Below are 15576 nucleotides of genomic sequence, written 5' to 3'. Positions count from 1 at the left end.
CGAAAGCGGGAGTCCATCTCCAGGTGGTTCCTTTTACGAGACGTCAGGAGACGGACCCCCGCTTTGGCGGGGGTGGCGAGAGAGGGAGGAAAGGTCGATGAAAGCAGCATTGCCGATGATCGCCTTGGCAGCTGTACTCACCTTGTCCGCTTGCTCGAAGAGCCCCGAGCAGCCTGCAACACAGCCGAGCAGCAGCGACGATCTGCAGCCTGTTCGGACATCGCCGATACCTCCGTCCGAGGCTAGCGACGTACCGCCGGCGGCGAGTGGTTCTCCTGTGGCTTCTCCGACGCCGAGCACCACGCCAAGCGCAACACAGAGCGTCGCCGCGAACGAGATCCCCGCAGCCATCCGCGGTCGCTGGGGCCTCGTACCTAAGGACTGCACCAGCAAGCTCGGCGATGCGAAGGGGCTGCTCACCGTCTCGGCTACACAGCTCAAGTTCTACGAGGCCGTCGCCAAGCTCGCCAAGGTCAAGGATGCCGGCGATGACAGCCTGCGCGGCACTTTCGGCTTCTCGGGCGAGGGCCAGGCCTGGACGCTGGATGTCGCGCTCGATGTCCAGAACGGCGGCAAGACGCTGATCCGGCGCGACACCGGCAAGGATGCCTTGCCTGGACCGCTCAAGTATACCCGCTGCGCCTGATAGCAGCACCCTGATACCAACAAGAGGGGGGGATGAATGACTGACCAGTTTGCTTTGACCGAAGACCAGCTCGCGATCCAGGATACCGCTCGCAAGTTCACCGAGGACCGAATTACGCCGTTCGCGGCCGAGTGGGATGAAAAGCATCACTATCCGGTGGACGTGTGGAAGGCCGCGGGCGAGCTCGGCTTTGGTGCGATCTACGTCTCGGAAGAAAGCGGCGGCATCGGCCTGGGGCGGCTCGAGGCGGCGCTGATCATGGAGGCGATGAGCTACGGCTGCCCGGCTACCAGCGCCTACATCTCGATCCACAACATGGCCGCATGGATGATCGACACGTACGGCAGCCAGGACCTCAAGGATCGCTACCTGCCCGAGCTGGTCACGATGGAGAAGATCGCCAGCTACTGCCTCACAGAACCTGGTTCGGGTTCGGACGCCGCGGCGCTCAAGGCGACGGCGCGGCTGGATGGCGACCACTACGTGCTGAACGGCACCAAGCAGTTCATCTCGGGCGGCGGCTACAACGACGTCTATGTCGTAATGGTCCGCACCGGCGAGCACAAGTCCAAGGGCATCACTTGCCTCGTCGTCGACAAGGACACGCCCGGCGTCAGCTTCGGCGCGCCCGAGAAAAAGCTCGGCTGGAACGCCTCGCCTACCGCGCAAGTCATCTTCGAGGACGCGCGGGTGCCCGTCGCCAATCTCGTCGGCAAGGAAGGCGAGGGCTTCCGCTTCGCCATGGCCGGCCTTGATGGCGGCCGGATCAACATCGGCGCGTGCTCGCTCGGCGGTGCGCAGCGCTGCCTCGACGAGGCAATCCAGTATGTGAAGGATCGCAAGCAGTTCGACCAGCCGATCGCTGATTTCCAGAACACCCAGTTTATGCTGGCCGACATGGCGACCGACCTGGAGGCCGCGCGCGCGCTGCTCTACATGGCGGCTGCCAAGATCACGGCGAACGCGCCCGACAAGTCGCGCTTCTCGGCGATGGCCAAGCGGCTGGCGACCGATAGTGGCTCGGCGATCGTCAACGACGCGCTGCAGCTGTTCGGCGGATACGGCTACCTGAAGGACTACCCGATCGAGCGCTTCTGGCGTGACCTGCGCGTGCACTCGATCCTGGAAGGTACCAACCAGGTCATGCGCATGATCGTCGGGCGCGATCTGCTGCGCCAGTAAGCACAAAGGTGAGCTAGGAACGCGATGGCAAACCCGCTTCTGGTGAATGCGGCGCGCTCCGCTCCGGTCGTACTGGCCGGAGTGGCGGCGGTTCCGGCGGTAGCGGGCCTTGCCGCAGTGGCGACGATCTGCCTGTGCAGCATCATGGTGGTTCGCCATCGCACGCAATCTCACGTCAGCTTGCGATATAAAAGAGGGCAGGGCCTCGTGTTCGATCTGATGAAGGAAGCCGAGGGTACAACCTCGCTGGTCACGGTTCATGAAAGCAATGGTGTTCGCAATGTCTGACGAACTGCTCACTCGGCGCGAGGGCGTCGCGGGGTTTCTCTCGCTTAACCGCCCCAAGGCCATTCACGCGCTGACGCTCGACATGTGCCTGGCCATGACCGAGGCGCTGCTCGCCTGGCGCGACAATGCCGAGATCAAGGCCGTGATCGTCGAGCACAGCGAGGGCCGCGGGTTCTGCTCAGGCGGCGACATCAACCTGCTGCGCCAGTCGGCACTGACCGACGAGGGTGTGGCGGGCCGCGCGTTCTTCTTCGACGAGTACCGCCTCAACCACCTGCTGTTCACCTACGAGAAGCCCGTGGTCGCCTTCATGGACGGCATCACCATGGGCGGGGGCGTCGGCATCTCGCAGCCGGCGAAGTATCGCGTCGCGACCGAGAACACCCGCTTCGCCATGCCCGAGACCGGCATCGGCCTGTTCCCCGACGTTGGCGGCGGCTGGTATCTCTCGCGCCTCGATGGTCGGCTCGGCCAGTTCCTGGCGCTTACGGGCGCGCGCCTCGATGGTGCCGAGTGCCTGTGGACGGGTCTCGCCACGCACTATCTGCCGGCCAGCGCACTCCCCGAGGCGAAGCAGCGCATCGGGGCGGGTCACGAGATCGGCGGCGTGCTTGCGTCGCTGGCGATCACGCCTCCGGAGCCGAAGATCGAGAACCAGGCGGCGCTCATCCGCAAGCACTTCGCGTCCGACAGGCTGGAGGACATCCTCGCCAGCCTGGAAGCCGATGATGGCGAGTGGGCGGCAAAGGAACTCGCCACCTTGCGCGCCAAGAGCCCGCAGGCCTGCAAGGTCTCCCTGCGCCAGCTTGCCGAGTCTGCGAAGCTGACCGACTTTGCTGACAACATGGCCATGGAATACCGCCTCGGCGCCCGCGTGCTGGTGTTGCCCGATTTCGCAGAGGGCGTGCGCGCCGTGATCGTCGACAAGGACCAAGCGCCCAAATGGAACCCGCCGACGCCCGAGGGCGTCACCCCCGCGCAGCTGGACGCGATCTTTGCGCCGCTGCCCGCAAACGAGGAATGGAAAGCCCTATGAGCACCTACGAGACGATCTTGGTCGAGCAGAAGGGCGCGGTCACGCTGATCACGCTGAACCGGCCCAAGGCGCTCAACGCGTTGAACTCGACGGTGTTGGGCGAACTCATCGACGCCTTCGGGAAGTTTGAAGCGGATAAGTCTCAGGGTTGTGCGGTGCTCACCGGGTCGGGCGAGAAGGCCTTCGCCGCCGGCGCCGACATCAAGGAGATGGTCGAGAAGTCGAGCGCGGAGTTCTTCTCCGAAGACTTCTTTGCGGGGTGGACGAGCCAGCTGGTCAAGGCAGTGCGCAAGCCGTGGATCGCGGCCGTCAACGGCTTCGCGCTCGGCGGCGGCTGCGAGCTGGCGATGATGGCGGATTTCATCATCGCGTCCGACACGGCCAAGTTCGGCCAGCCCGAGATCAAGCTGGCGGTCGCGCCCGGCATGGGGGGCTCGCAGCGCCTGACCCGCGCTGTCGGCAAGTCCAAGGCGATGGACATGTGCCTGACAGGCCGCAACATGAATGCGGAAGAGGCTGAGCGCTCCGGTCTCGTCAGCCGCGTGGTCCCACTCGATCAGCTGCTAGACACCGCCCTCAAGGCTGCAGCGGATATCGCGGCGATGCCGCCCCTGGCCGCGATGATCAACAAGGAGATGGTCAACATCGCCTTCGAGACCACGCTCGACACCGGCTTGCTGATGGAACGTCGTATGTTCCAGATCCTCACCGCAACCGAGGACAAGACCGAAGGCATGACTGCCTTCGTCGAAAAGCGCGCCGGAGTTTGGCAGGGGCGCTGATTACCTGAGCTCACACACTTGCCCCGTTCGTGTCGAGCGAAGTCGAGACACGTCAGCGCGGCGCCAGCGTGTCTCGACTTTGCTCGACACGAACGGGGCAGGGTGGCCTGTCTCCTTGGAGATTGCACATGAAGATCGCATTCATCGGCTTGGGTAACATGGGCGGCGGCATGGCCGCGAACCTGGTCAAGGCCGGCCACGAAGTTGCCGCGTTCGACTTGTCGGAAGAGGCACTCGCGCGAGCAAAGGAGAACGGCTGCGCCACGTTCAACGCGGTGCCCGATGCCGTCGCGAATGCCGAAGCGGTGGTCACGATGCTGCCGAACGGCGGCATCGTGAAAGCGGTCTACACTGCGGATGTGATCGGGAAAGCACCCGCCGGCGCGCTGTTCCTCGATTGCTCGACAATCGATCTCGCCACGACCCGTGAAGTCGCCGAGTTGGCGCAGCAAGCCGGATACGAAATGGCCGACGCGCCGGTTTCGGGCGGGATCGCGGCGGCGAACGGCGGCACGCTGACCTTCATGGTCGGCGGCAGCGATGCGGCGTTCGCAAAGGCGCAGGCCGTGCTCGATCCGATGGCAAAGGCTGTGATCCATGCGGGTGCGATCGGCAGCGGCCAGGTTGCCAAGATGTGCAACAACATGCTGCTGGCCATCCACATGATCGGCACGTGCGAAGCGCTCGCGCTGGCTGAGAAGGCGGGGCTCGATCCGCAGAAGTTTTACGAGATCAGCTCTAAGTCGACGGGCTATAACTGGTCCTTGAACGACTATACGCCGGCGCCCGGCATCGGTGCCAAGAGCCCAGCCGATAACGATTACCAGGGCGGTTTCGCTTCGGTGCTGATGCTTAAGGACTTGCGTCTCGCCATGGCTGGTGCGGGCACTGCCGGAGCCGCCGTGCCTCTCGGCGAACACGCGACGAAGATCTACGAGGCGTTCGTCGACGCCGGCAACGGCGGCAAGGACTTTGGCGCGATCTTCACGACGCTGTGACCTCATCCTCTCCCCGCCGGGAGAGGATACGAAGGCTTGGGAGCGAAGCGACTTAGCCGAAGTTGGAGGGGGCAGTTGGCGCACGCAGCCCTCTCCAAGCTGCGCTAGCTCCTGGCGGAGCAAGCTTCGCTAACCTCACCCCGGCGGGGAAAGGATAGAGCGCGGCGCTTTCGTTCGAAATCGGGCAGCCGCATGCCTTTGGTGCGGCTGGTCAGGTGATACTGGCGGCACAGCTCGCAGCAGTACGGCCGCAAGCTGACCGCTGCCTTCGCCGCAACGTTAAGCGCTTCTGCTTCGGTGGCATAACGCCGCTTACGCGCGCAGATGCTAGGCGAGGTCCTCAGCCGAGGATACCCGGGCCGAGCAGCGTCAGCATCTTCACGTCGATGGCGAACCCCTCGGCGCGCCAATGCGCGACAGCCTTGCCGATCTCGGTCAAAGGTACGCGGTGTACGGTGATGTCCTCGCTCTCGACCCCTCCGCCATCGCCGACTTTCACCAAGTCGTGCGCGCGCAGCAAGGTGAAGCTTTCGCTGACCATGCCGGGCGAGGAGAAGAACTCGCCGATCACTTCCATGCGACCCGGCCGATACCCGGTTTCCTCTTCCAACTCGCGCGCGGCGGCGACGGTGGTTTCCTCGCCTTCATCGTGATCGCCGACGAGGCCGGCCGGCAGTTCGACGCAGCGACGGCCCAGCGGAACACGGTACTGGTCGACGAGGATCACGTGGTCCTCGTCGTCGACCGCTAGGATCACCGCAGCGCGGATGCCGCGCGCGCGACCGACGTATTCCCAGCGTCCACGGCGCCGGGTGGTGATGAACTTGCCCTGCCAGACAACCTCTTCAGCGGCGTCGGCGTCGTCGATGCTCATACTTCGATCAGCCTGTCCGGGAGTTCGTTGACGTCGTCGGGGAGCCGCGGCAGGTGTACGGCCAGCACTGCGCCGACCTTCTCGACCGCGGCGCACAGCCCGCCCGCGATCTCGCCTCGCCGCACTTGCGCAAGCAGGGCCTCCAACGCGTCAGCCCAGACCTCCGCATCGACTTTGGAGGCGATCGCGGCGTCGGCGAGCACTTCGGCGCGATGTTCGCGCATCGAGAGGTAGATCAGGATGCCCGTGCGTCCGGACGTGCGCTGCTCTGCGCCGACGCGGAAGGCGCGCAGGGCACGCTCGTGCACGCGCTTTGCCTTGATTGGTCCGGGGATGAGGAAGAAGCGCAAGGCGGGAATCATTAGGAGCAGCACCATGCCGGCGAACTTGAGTGTCGCCACGATGGCGGCCAGCGTGAACAGCTCGCGCGGCGTCCACTCGTGCACCCAGCCACCCAGGAACCACTCGGCCACGCCCATGTAGAACCCGGGTGCGATGGCGAGGGCAACGAGCGAGATCAAGGCGATCAGCGCCGCCCACGCAAGCGCGACATCGGAATAGCCGTCGGAGCGATCGGCCAGCACGGTCACGACCTCGCCCGCGGTGCCGCCTTCTGCGCGCGCGACCGCTTGGCTGATGCGCTGGTGATCGGCCTCCGAGAGGTAAGACGCCTGCTTCATGTCACCAGCCCCCGCTCGCGCCGCCACCGCCGAAGCTGCCGCCGCCGCCCGAGAAGCCGCCTCCACCGCCGCCGCCGCCCCAGCCGCCACCGCCGCCTCCGAAGCCGCCGGGCATCCAGATGATCGGTGCACCGAACCCGCCGCGACGTCGCCCGCCATGGCCGAACATGGCACGCAGGATCGGCAGGATGAAGAAGAACAGGATAAAGAGGCCGAAGATGATCGTGCCCAGGGGCACGCCCTGGTTGCGCTGCCGGCTCTGCTGCACGGACTGCGCCGCGATCTGCTGCGCCTGCTCGGGCGGCAGGGAGAGCTGCTTGATGATGGCGTCTGCACCGGCCTCGACACCGCCAGGCATGTCACCTGCCTTGAACCGCGGGACGATGTCGTTGTTGATGATCAGGAAACCCATGCCATCGGGCAGCACTCCCTCGAGACCATAGCCGACTTCGATGCGCAGCTTGCGCTCGTTCGGCGCGACGATGAGCAGCACGCCGTCGTTGTTGGCCTTGCTGCCAATCCCCCAGGCACGGCCAAGCTGGTACCCGTAGTCGGAGATCTCATAGCCTTGGAGGCTTGGCAGGGTGGCGATCACGAACTGCCGGCGCGACTGCTGCTCCAAGCCTTCCAGCTTCTGCGTCAGCCGTTGCTCCACATCGGGCGGGAGGATGTTGGCATCATCGACCACCCGGCCGGTCAATTTGGGGAACTGCGGCTCCGCCCAAGCTGAAGGAGACAGCAGCGCGCCGATGCACAGCAGCAGTGCGCCAAAGAAAGCTTTCACGACCGCAGACCCTGCCGAGCCGCCTTACAGCTTGCCTTCAAGGCTCGGCGCCACTTCAGCGCCAGGCGTAACCGCTTGGTAAGGCACCAGCGGCGAGGCGCCGCGCAGCTTCGCGCCGATCATTGACGGGAAGGTGCGCACCTCCGTGTTGTAGTCCTGGACCGCGCCATTGTAGTCGCGCACGGCGACGCGGATGCGGTTCTCCTGGCCTTCGATCTGCGTCTGCAGCATCTGGTAGTTGGTGATCGACTTCAGGTCCGGATACTTCTCGACGCTGACGAGCAGGCGCCCGAGGCTCTGGCCGAACTGCTCCTGCGCCTGCTGATACTGCTGCATCTTGGCGGGGTCGGTGAGATCGTTTGCATTCACCTGTACGCTGGTCGCCTTGGCGCGCGCCTCGACAACGCCGGTGAGGATCGCCTTCTCCTGCTCGGCCGCGCCCTTGGCCACCGCCGCAAGGTTCGGGACGAGGTTCGCGCGTTCCTGAAAAGCGGCCTGCACATCGGCCCACTTGGCCTTCGCGGCTTCCTGCTTGGTCGGTACCGAGTTGAAGCCGCAAGCGGCCAGGCTCAGAGCCGCAGCGGCGACGAAGAGAGTGCGAAGCGAACGGATCGTGGAAGCACGGGAAACGAACTGCGACATCGGGCAAGCATCCCTTGGCTAAAGGCTCGCGTGATGCGTGCCCCTCCTGGTGCGACTAGATAGCGAGCATGGCCCTTCGTGCAAGCGGCACGCCGAACCCGAACCCGGCTTGCCACATGAACGATCGTGCGGCAGCTTGGCTGCACAGCGACATGGTGGACGTGCAATGACATTGCTGGACGAGTTCAAGAAGTTCATCGCGCGTGGCAACGTGCTTGATCTTGCGGTCGGCGTGATCATCGGTGCCGCGTTCGGGAAGATCGTCACCGCGTTAACCGAGAACATCATCATGCCGGTGATCGGCTGGGCATTCGGCGATATTGATTTTTCGAACTACTTCATCCGCTTGGGCGCGATACCTGACACGTACAAGGGCAGCCTCACCGACTACGCCGCGCTGAAGACGGCGGGCGTGGCGATGATCGGCTACGGTGCTTTTGTCACCCAGATCATCAACTTCCTGATCATCGCCGCGGTGCTGTTCATGCTGCTGCGATCGGTGAACCGCGTCGTCGATACGATGGAGCGCGAGAAGAAGGTGGCAGCAGCCACTTCGGTGACGGAAGAGGTGGCGACCGATCCGCAGCTCGACACTCTGAAGGAAATCCTGGCCGAGCTGAAGCGGCGCGAGGCCTGAAGATCAACGTTCGGCACGACGGCCATCCGCAGCCTCTTCACATTCCCGACCGACCGCTTATATCAGCTCTTGCCGGTTTCGACCGGCTATGGTGATAAATTGCGGCGTGCAATAGGCACAGCGGACCCGGGGGCGGTACCCGGCGGCTCCACCACTCCTCTCGTTTCGACGGGAGAAATGACGGGGCCGAACTAGGATCGACGTGTGTTCAAAAGCGCTGTTTTTGCCCGGGCTGAGTAACCCGTTCAAGGCTCAAAACCCAATAAGTGCCAACGACAACGAAGCACTTGCTCTCGCGGCGTAATTCTAGGGGCTAACGCCCTGAAGTTACAAAGTTAGAACACGGTCGGACCCACCGGGTAACAGAAGGGATTCCAGCGGTTCGGAGCGCACCGGGCAACAGAAGCGCTCCACTTGCCAAGAGAAGAAATGTCTCTTGGATAGTACTGCTCGGGCTGAGCTAGTCGATGCTCGCCCTCTGCCCTCTCACCGAAGAACCACATCGCCGTCGGCTGGCTTCGATAACCTCAGTCCAGGCGGTCGAGAGTGAGCAGCGCCTTTGCCTTACGCCTGCTTGCGCTCGTCCACAGGCGCTGCAACCACGGCGCCGTTGTCGTTCACCGCCGGACCGATGGCCGCCGCCAGCGTCTGCTCATGACGCAGGCAGTCGAGGATCTTGCCCCCGGCCATGAACACCGCGCCGGTGCAAGCCAGGAACAGCAACTGGCCTCCAAATCCCGGAAAACGCGTGAGATAGACGCTGCCGCGCTCCACCGCGCCGAGCGCGAGCGCATAGATGATCAGGAACGCCTCCCACCGGGTCTTGATGACGAAAAGGCGTCCGATCTTGTTGAGCATTGCGGTCCTCATGTTCGGCCTCAACATAGCAACGAGCGTGCCAGGCGGCCGTTCCCGCGACTTACGTCGGTTAAGGCCAGCTTACATGTAACGGTTTCCGACAAGTTACGAAAGCTTGTCGTCCCGGTCTCCGCGCTCTCGGCGCTGTGGCAGTTGCCAAGCAAGGGGGCATGCGTCATAGCCCTCTCGTTCCTTCCCCAGGATAGCATTGGTGTTCCACAAGGCTGGCGCCCATCGGCGCGCGGCGAGAATGGTTGCGAGGACGAATGACGGACAGGATTGAGCGTAGCGGACTGCAGGTCGATGCCAAGCTGGCGCAGTTCATCGACACCGAAGTGCTGGCGCCGATCGGCAAGGATCCGCAGTCATTCTGGTCTGGCTTTACAGCGCTCGTGTCCGAGTTCGCGCCGCGTAACCGCGCGCTCCTCGCCAAGCGTGACGAGCTGCAGGCGCAGATCGATGCCTGGCATGGCGAGCGTGCCGGCAAGCCGCTGGACCAGGGTGAGTACCAGGCGTTCCTCAAGCAGATTGGTTATCTCGTTCCTGAGCCGGAAAGCTTCATTGTCACGACCGAAAAGGTCGATCCTGAGATCGCCGAGATGGCCGGACCGCAGCTGGTGGTTCCCGTGCTCAATGCACGCTTCCTCCTCAACGCCGCGAACGCGCGCTGGGGCAGCCTCTATGACGCCTACTACGGCACCGACGCGCTCGACGCCGAGCCCGCGCAGGGCAAGGGCTACGACCCGGTGCGCGGGGCTGCAGTGATCGCCGCCGGACGCGCCTTCCTGGACAAGGCGGTCCCGCTTGCGAGTGGATCGTGGGCCGATATCGATGACGTGGCCGTCGTCGAACTCGCCACGCCGGCGCAGTACCGCGGCACCACGCAGAAGGGCCGCCTGTATCGCAGCAATGGCCTGGCGATCGAGGTCGTGATCGATCCCTCGCACCCGGTCGGCAGCACCGACAAGGCCGGCATCGCCGATATCGTCCTTGAAGCCGCGCTGACGACAATCGTAGACCTCGAGGATTCGATTGCCGCGGTCGACGCGGAGGACAAGCTGCTTGCCTATGCGAACTGGCTCGGCGTGATCCGTGGCGATCTGACCGACACGTTCGAAAAGGGCGGCCAGACGCTCACCCGAGCGCTGGCCGAAGACAAGGCCTTGACGACGAGTGAGGGCGAGACGGTATCGCTGCCCGGGCGCAGCTTGCTGTTCGTGCGCAACGTTGGTCACTTGATGACCAATCCGGCAATCCTGCTGCCGGACGGCTCGGAGATCCCCGAGGGCGTCATGGATGCGGTGATCACCAGCGCCATCTCGGCACAGGACGTGAAGAAGCTCAGCCGCTTCGCCAACAGCCGGCAGGGTAGCATCTACATCGTCAAGCCGAAGATGCACGGTCCGGAAGAGTGCGCTTTCACCAATGACTTGTTCGATGCAGTCGAGGACTTGCTCGAACTGCAGCGTCACACCGTCAAGGTCGGCGTGATGGACGAGGAGCGCCGGACATCGGCCAACCTCGCCGCCTGCATCCACGCAGTGAAGGACCGCATCGTCTTCATCAACACCGGCTTCCTCGACCGCACCGGCGACGAGATCCACACCTCGATGCGTGCCGGACCGATGATCCGCAAGGGCGCCATCAAGGCGAGCGGCTGGATCCAGGCTTACGAGAAGCGCAACGTTGCGATTGGCCTCAAGCATGGTCTGTCGGGCAGGGCGCAGATCGGCAAGGGCATGTGGGCCGCGCCCGATCGCATGGCAGCGATGATGGTCGAGAAGATTGGTCACCCCAAGACTGGCGCGAACACCGCCTGGGTACCGTCGCCAACGGCCGCGACCCTGCACGCGATGCACTACCATGAGGTCGATGTTTTCGGCGTGCAGGAGGAGAAGGCGGCCGAGGCCATTCCTGGCCTCGACGAGCTGCTGGCGATCCCGCTCGCGGACGGCACCAACTGGTCGGAAGACGAAGTGCGCGAGGAGCTCGACAACAACGCGCAAGGGTTGCTCGGCTACGTGGTGCGCTGGATCGACCAGGGCGTCGGCTGCTCCAAGGTGCCCGACATCAACGACATCGGCCTGATGGAAGATCGCGCCACGCTGCGCATCTCGAGCCAGCACATGGCGAATTGGCTGCTCCACGGGGTGTGCAGCGAGGAGCAGGTCCTGGATTCGCTCAAGCGCATGGCTGCCAAGGTCGATGCGCAGAACGCGAGCGATACGCTCTACGAACCGATGGCTGGCAACTGGGAGCGCTCGCTGGCATTTCAGGCCGCGTGCGACCTGGTGTTCAAGGGCGTCGAGCAGCCCAACGGCTACACCGAGCCGCTGCTCCATGCGTGGCGCCTAAAGAAGAAATCGGCGCTGGTCGACGCGTGAGGCGTTAACCGGACACTAACCTCCTTCGCCCCATGCTGCAGACGGGTTGTAGCATGGGGTGAGCTGCCGTGATCTTCCATAGGCAAAGGGGCGAGGAACGCACACGCATCGCCGTCGAGGCGCGGATGCGCATCGGTGAGTTCGAAGGCGAGGCGATGTTGCTGAACGCCTCGTCACGCGGCGTGCTGGCTGCTCTTGCCCAGCCGCCGGTCCGGGGCACGCGGGTGACACTGATCGTGGGCGAAATGGAACTCGTCGGCCAGGTTCGCTGGCGCGGTACCGATTGCTGCGGCATCGCTTTGCGCGATCCCATCAGCGTGGCGGATCTGCTGGAGGGCCATGCCGTGCCTGTCGCGTTCATCCCCGAGCCGCGCGCTCTGCGCGGGATCGGAGGCATGCTGCGGGCGCTGGTCGGCGAGCGTAGCGCGCTGCGGTTCCAGTAAACTCAGGATAGGCTACACCTTCTCTGATCCTCTCCTTGCTGAGGAGAAATCAGAAGAAATGATGCTCAGCTCAGCAGCCGTGCGATGGCTACGAACTCGGCAACGGTGAGAGTTTCCGCGCGGCGTTGCGGGTCTATGCCGAGTGTTTCCAGCGCCGCAATGGCTCCACTCACGCCCTTGAGGCTCTGCCGCAGCATCTTGCGCCGTTGGCCGAAGGCAGCTTCCGTCACGCGTTCGAGCACGCGCATCGACACACCCTCGGGCGCGCCTGCGGGTTCTACATGGACGATGGCGGACATCACCTTGGGTGGCGGCGTAAAGGCGCTGCGGTGCACCTTCATCGCCAGCTTCGCCTGCGAGCGCCACTGCGCCAGCACAGCCAGCCGTCCATATGCACTGGTGTCCGGCTCGGCAACGATGCGGCGGGCGACTTCCTCCTGGAACATCAGCGTCAGTGACGACCATTGCGGAGGCCAGCTCTCGCCGGTGAGCCAGCCGGTGAACAGCGCCGTGCCCACGTTGTACGGCAGGTTCGCGACGATCGCATAAGGGCCGTCGAACAAGGTGGCGGGATCGATCTTGAGCGCGTCGCCCTGGATGACCTTGAGCTTGCCCGGGAACGCCGCTTCCACTTCGGCCAGGGCAGGAAGGCAGCGCCGGTCCATCTCGATCGCGGTAACTTGCGCGCCGGCACGCAGGAGTGCGCGGGTGAGGCCGCCCGGCCCGGGACCGACCTCCAACACCTGGTGCCCATCGAGCGTTCCGGGCACGGCGGCAATGCGGTCCAACAACTGCTCGTCAAAGAGGAAGTTCTGGCCGAGCGCCTTGCTGGCCGACAGGCCATGGCGCGCGATCACGTCACGCAAGGGTGGGAGGTCGGGGTTCACCCGTCCCCCCTAAGCCGCAGTGCCTTGCAGAGTCGAGGGGATCGCTGGATCAGCCGGCGATGCGTTGCGAGCGCCGAGCAGCACATTCGCCCGCCATCCGGATCGCCGCGATCGTTGCGCCGGCGCTCGCAACTCCAGTGCCGGCGATCGCGAAGGCCGTGCCATGATCGGGCGAAGTGCGCACGATAGGCAAGCCGAGCGTCACGTTCACGCCTTGGTCGAAGTCGAGCGTTTTGATCGGGATCAATGCTTGGTCGTGGTACATGCACACCGCGACGTCGTAGCGCCCCCGCTCGTGTGCGGCGAACAAGGCGTCGGCGGGGTGCGGGCCGGTCACGGCAAGCCCGGCTGCGCGCAGGAGTTCGAGCGCAGGGGCGATGACGTCGCGCTCCTCGGTGCCCATGCGCCCGTCTTCGCCGGCATGCGGGTTGAGGCCCGTCACGGCGATGCGCGGCTTCGCGAGGCCGAAGTCGCGCGCAAGCGAAGCGGCGACCACCTGCACGCGGCGAACGATCAGGTCGACGCTCAACAAGGAGGGAACTTGGGCGAGCGCGGTGTGGACTGTCAGCGGGACCGTGCGTAGCGACGGGCCAGCGAGCATCATCACGGCGACCTCGCGCGCAGTACCGCTGGCGTCGGCGACGAACTCGGTCTGGCCCGGTTGTGTGAAACCGTGGCGCGCGAGGTGCGACTTGGCGATGGGACCAGTGACGATCGCGCCGGCCTTGCCGCTCACGGCGAACGCCGTGGCCTGCGCCAGCGAAGCGATCGCGAGGAGGGCGCCTTGCTCGTCGGGCAGGCCGGGCCGGTATTCAGCTTCATGCTCGCCAAGGACGGGCACGCCATGCCCGAACGCCGCCGGAGCCTCAACGCTATCCGTAATGCGGACGAGCGGCACGGCAAGACCGCGTTGCTGCGCGGCAGCCTGGAGCACCGCGGCGCCCCCGGAGACGAAGAACGGGCTCAATTGCTCGGCATCGCGACGCACCCATGCTTCCGCGATCAATTCCGGGCCGACGCCCGCGGGATCGCCCAGCGAGATCGCAAGCGGCGCGGGCCCGGTCATCCCACGCGTCAGTTGTACTCGATCACCGCATCGCGGCGGAGATCGCGCAAGTACATCTGCGCGCGTTTGTTGATGCGGTCGTCTTCCATCTGGTTCATCAGCTGATCGAAATCAGGGCCGGCAGCGTTAGGTGCATCGTCGCGACCGCAAAGCATGAGCACGCGGACGCCTTCGCGGATCGAGCCGAACGGCGGCGAGGTCTCACCGACGTTGAGCGACAGCACGGCGTTCTGCAGCGGCCCGGGCAAGTCGCGCGCGCGGACCTGGTCGTTGGCGACCACTTGCGCGCCGAGCTTGGACGCCACCTCATCCACAGCGCCGCAACCCTTGGCGCTCTGCATGGCGCTGGCGAACGTCTTTGCGCGCGCGGTCGCCTGCGCCTCGGTGGTGCCGGCCGGGAAGTTGATCGAGACCTGCTTGAGCGCCAGCACCGCGTCACGCGGATCGGCGGTGAGGACCTGCCGCTTGTCGATCAGGTATATGATCGAATAACCGCCCGGCACCTTGATCGGACCGACCAGCTGGCCGGGCTGCACTTCGCTCGCAGCGGTGGCGAGTTCGGTAGGCAGCTGCGCGAGCTTGATCCAGCCCAGATCGCCACCGACCGCCGCCGTCGAGGCTTGCGAGTACTGGCGTGCATAGGCGACGAAGCTGCCGCCTTGCTTCAGCTGCTCGACGATCTTGCGTGCGTTCTCACCGACTTGCGCGTCGTCCTCGTCGGTGGAAGCCAGATAGATCTCGCCGATGCGGTACTCGTCGGTGCCCTTTGCGGCCTGCAGGCGGTTCATGACCTCCTTCACCTCATCGTCCGACACGTTGACGAAGGGGGCCACGTTGCGGCTCAGCAGCCGCTGCCATGACAGCTCGCCACGGATCTGGCGCTTGAGCGATGCCGGCGAGGAGCCCACGCGCGCAAGGTACGCGTCCATCGCGCCGGGGTTCTGACCGAAGTTCTGGCCCGCAACCCGTGCGTAGGTCTGGTTGACCTCCTCGTCCTTGATCGTGATGTCGGCCGCCTTGGCCGCCTGGATCTGCAGCGTCTCGTCGATCAGGTTGCGCAGCACCTGCAAGCGCAGGCGGCTCTTTTCGTCGTCGCTCGGCTTGTTCTCGTTCGCCGCGAGGATCAGCGCCAGGCGCTGGTCCACATCGGTGCCGGTGACGACATCGCCGTTCACCACAGCGGTGGCGCGGCGCAGGTTGGGATTGTTCTGGGCGAAGATCTTTACGTTATCAGGGATCGTGATGTTGCCCTGGGCATCGGCCGGCTGGCCGGCCTCCTGTTGGGCCGGCTCCTGCTGGGCAGACGCCAGCGGGGTCACGAGCGCGCTCGCGAGCCCGGCCATCGCAAGCGAACCGGTCCTCAAGCCATTACGAATGCTGGTTTTCACC

General features: G+C 64.8%; 17 protein-coding genes and 1 other RNA gene. 10 read left to right on the top strand and 8 right to left on the bottom strand.

The window, feature by feature from the left end; all coding sequences use genetic code 11:
- Positions 1-97: 97 nt before the first annotated feature.
- From GV044_RS07725 to mmsB, 6 genes are all read left to right on the top strand, one after another.
- Positions 98-646, top strand: coding sequence for a hypothetical protein (locus tag GV044_RS07725; protein ID WP_159867727.1), 549 nt, complete (start codon positions 98-100; stop codon positions 644-646).
- Between the two features lie 36 nt (positions 647-682).
- A complete protein-coding gene (locus GV044_RS07720; RefSeq protein WP_159867724.1) occupies positions 683-1828 on the top strand; it encodes an acyl-CoA dehydrogenase family protein in 1146 nt (381 codons plus the stop codon).
- A gap of 42 nt (positions 1829-1870) precedes the next feature.
- The gene (locus GV044_RS07715; RefSeq protein WP_236554788.1) at positions 1871-2116 is read left to right on the top strand and encodes a hypothetical protein; all 246 of its coding nucleotides are present in this window, start codon (positions 1871-1873) and stop codon (positions 2114-2116) included.
- Positions 2109-3152, top strand: coding sequence for an enoyl-CoA hydratase/isomerase family protein (locus GV044_RS07710; protein WP_159867718.1), 1044 nt, complete (start codon positions 2109-2111; stop codon positions 3150-3152). Before GV044_RS07715 ends, GV044_RS07710 begins: the two co-directional genes overlap by 8 nt.
- Positions 3149-3934: an enoyl-CoA hydratase-related protein gene (locus tag GV044_RS07705; RefSeq protein WP_159867715.1), complete on the top strand. Its 786-nt coding sequence runs from the start codon at positions 3149-3151 to the stop codon at positions 3932-3934. Before GV044_RS07710 ends, GV044_RS07705 begins: the two co-directional genes overlap by 4 nt.
- A 128-nt stretch (positions 3935-4062) precedes the next feature.
- Positions 4063-4932 carry a 3-hydroxyisobutyrate dehydrogenase gene (gene mmsB / locus GV044_RS07700; protein ID WP_159867712.1) on the top strand — a complete coding sequence of 290 codons (870 nt, stop codon included), beginning with the start codon at positions 4063-4065 and terminating at the stop codon, positions 4930-4932.
- 340 nt (positions 4933-5272) lie between these two features.
- On the opposite strand, the gene GV044_RS07695 is transcribed toward mmsB, so the two are convergent.
- The 4 genes from GV044_RS07695 to GV044_RS07680 are packed head-to-tail and all read right to left on the bottom strand — an operon-like array spanning position 5273 to position 7912.
- Positions 5273-5806: an NUDIX hydrolase gene (locus GV044_RS07695; RefSeq protein WP_159867709.1), complete on the bottom strand. Its 534-nt coding sequence runs from the start codon at positions 5804-5806 to the stop codon at positions 5273-5275.
- The gene (locus GV044_RS07690) at positions 5803-6486 is read right to left on the bottom strand and encodes a TPM domain-containing protein (RefSeq protein ID WP_159867706.1); all 684 of its coding nucleotides are present in this window, start codon (positions 6484-6486) and stop codon (positions 5803-5805) included. Before GV044_RS07690 ends, GV044_RS07695 begins: the two co-directional genes overlap by 4 nt.
- A 1-nt stretch (position 6487) precedes the next feature.
- Positions 6488-7270 (bottom strand): YgcG family protein, encoded by a 783-nt coding sequence (locus GV044_RS07685; RefSeq protein ID WP_201299031.1) that lies wholly within the window; start codon positions 7268-7270, stop codon positions 6488-6490.
- A gap of 24 nt (positions 7271-7294) precedes the next feature.
- Entirely contained in the window at positions 7295-7912 is a 618-nt protein-coding gene (locus tag GV044_RS07680) for a LemA family protein (RefSeq protein ID WP_159867703.1), read from the bottom strand.
- Between the two features lie 166 nt (positions 7913-8078).
- Here GV044_RS07680 and mscL point away from each other — a divergent pair, with 166 nt between their 5' ends.
- Positions 8079-8549, top strand: coding sequence for a large conductance mechanosensitive channel protein MscL (gene mscL, locus GV044_RS07675; RefSeq protein ID WP_201299030.1), 471 nt, complete (start codon positions 8079-8081; stop codon positions 8547-8549).
- Between the two features lie 32 nt (positions 8550-8581).
- Positions 8582-8964, top strand: a transfer-messenger RNA (tmRNA) gene (ssrA, locus tag GV044_RS07670).
- A 149-nt stretch (positions 8965-9113) separates the two neighbouring features.
- On the opposite strand, the gene GV044_RS07665 is transcribed toward ssrA, so the two are convergent.
- On the bottom strand, positions 9114-9407 hold the full coding sequence (locus GV044_RS07665) for a hypothetical protein (protein WP_236554787.1): 294 nt from the start codon (positions 9405-9407) through the stop codon (positions 9114-9116).
- 266 nt (positions 9408-9673) lie between these two features.
- On the opposite strand from GV044_RS07665, the gene GV044_RS07660 reads away from it, so the two are divergent.
- Together GV044_RS07660 and GV044_RS07655 are read left to right on the top strand one after the other, a co-directional pair.
- Positions 9674-11791: a malate synthase G gene (locus tag GV044_RS07660; RefSeq protein ID WP_159867700.1), complete on the top strand. Its 2118-nt coding sequence runs from the start codon at positions 9674-9676 to the stop codon at positions 11789-11791.
- 68 nt (positions 11792-11859) lie between these two features.
- On the top strand, positions 11860-12234 hold the full coding sequence (locus tag GV044_RS07655; RefSeq protein ID WP_159867697.1) for a PilZ domain-containing protein: 375 nt from the start codon (positions 11860-11862) through the stop codon (positions 12232-12234).
- A 65-nt stretch (positions 12235-12299) separates the two neighbouring features.
- On the opposite strand, the gene rsmA is transcribed toward GV044_RS07655, so the two are convergent.
- Genes rsmA through GV044_RS07640 form a run of 3 tightly spaced genes read right to left on the bottom strand, consistent with a single transcriptional unit; the run spans position 12300 to position 15530 of the window.
- Positions 12300-13121 (bottom strand): 16S rRNA (adenine(1518)-N(6)/adenine(1519)-N(6))-dimethyltransferase RsmA, encoded by an 822-nt coding sequence (rsmA, locus tag GV044_RS07650; protein WP_159867694.1) that lies wholly within the window; start codon positions 13119-13121, stop codon positions 12300-12302.
- A gap of 49 nt (positions 13122-13170) precedes the next feature.
- Complete coding sequence (pdxA, locus tag GV044_RS07645) at positions 13171-14187, bottom strand: 4-hydroxythreonine-4-phosphate dehydrogenase PdxA (RefSeq protein WP_159867691.1); 1017 nt, start codon at positions 14185-14187, stop codon at positions 13171-13173.
- 8 nt (positions 14188-14195) lie between these two features.
- On the bottom strand, positions 14196-15530 hold the full coding sequence (locus GV044_RS07640; protein WP_159867688.1) for a peptidylprolyl isomerase: 1335 nt from the start codon (positions 15528-15530) through the stop codon (positions 14196-14198).
- Between the last annotated feature and the right edge of the window lie 46 nt (positions 15531-15576).

The organism is Novosphingobium sp. 9U (genome assembly GCF_902506425.1).
GTDB lineage: Bacteria > Pseudomonadota > Alphaproteobacteria > Sphingomonadales > Sphingomonadaceae > Novosphingobium.
Note: the sequence above shows the minus strand (reverse complement) of the source record. Positions and strands in the feature narration are given on the sequence as shown.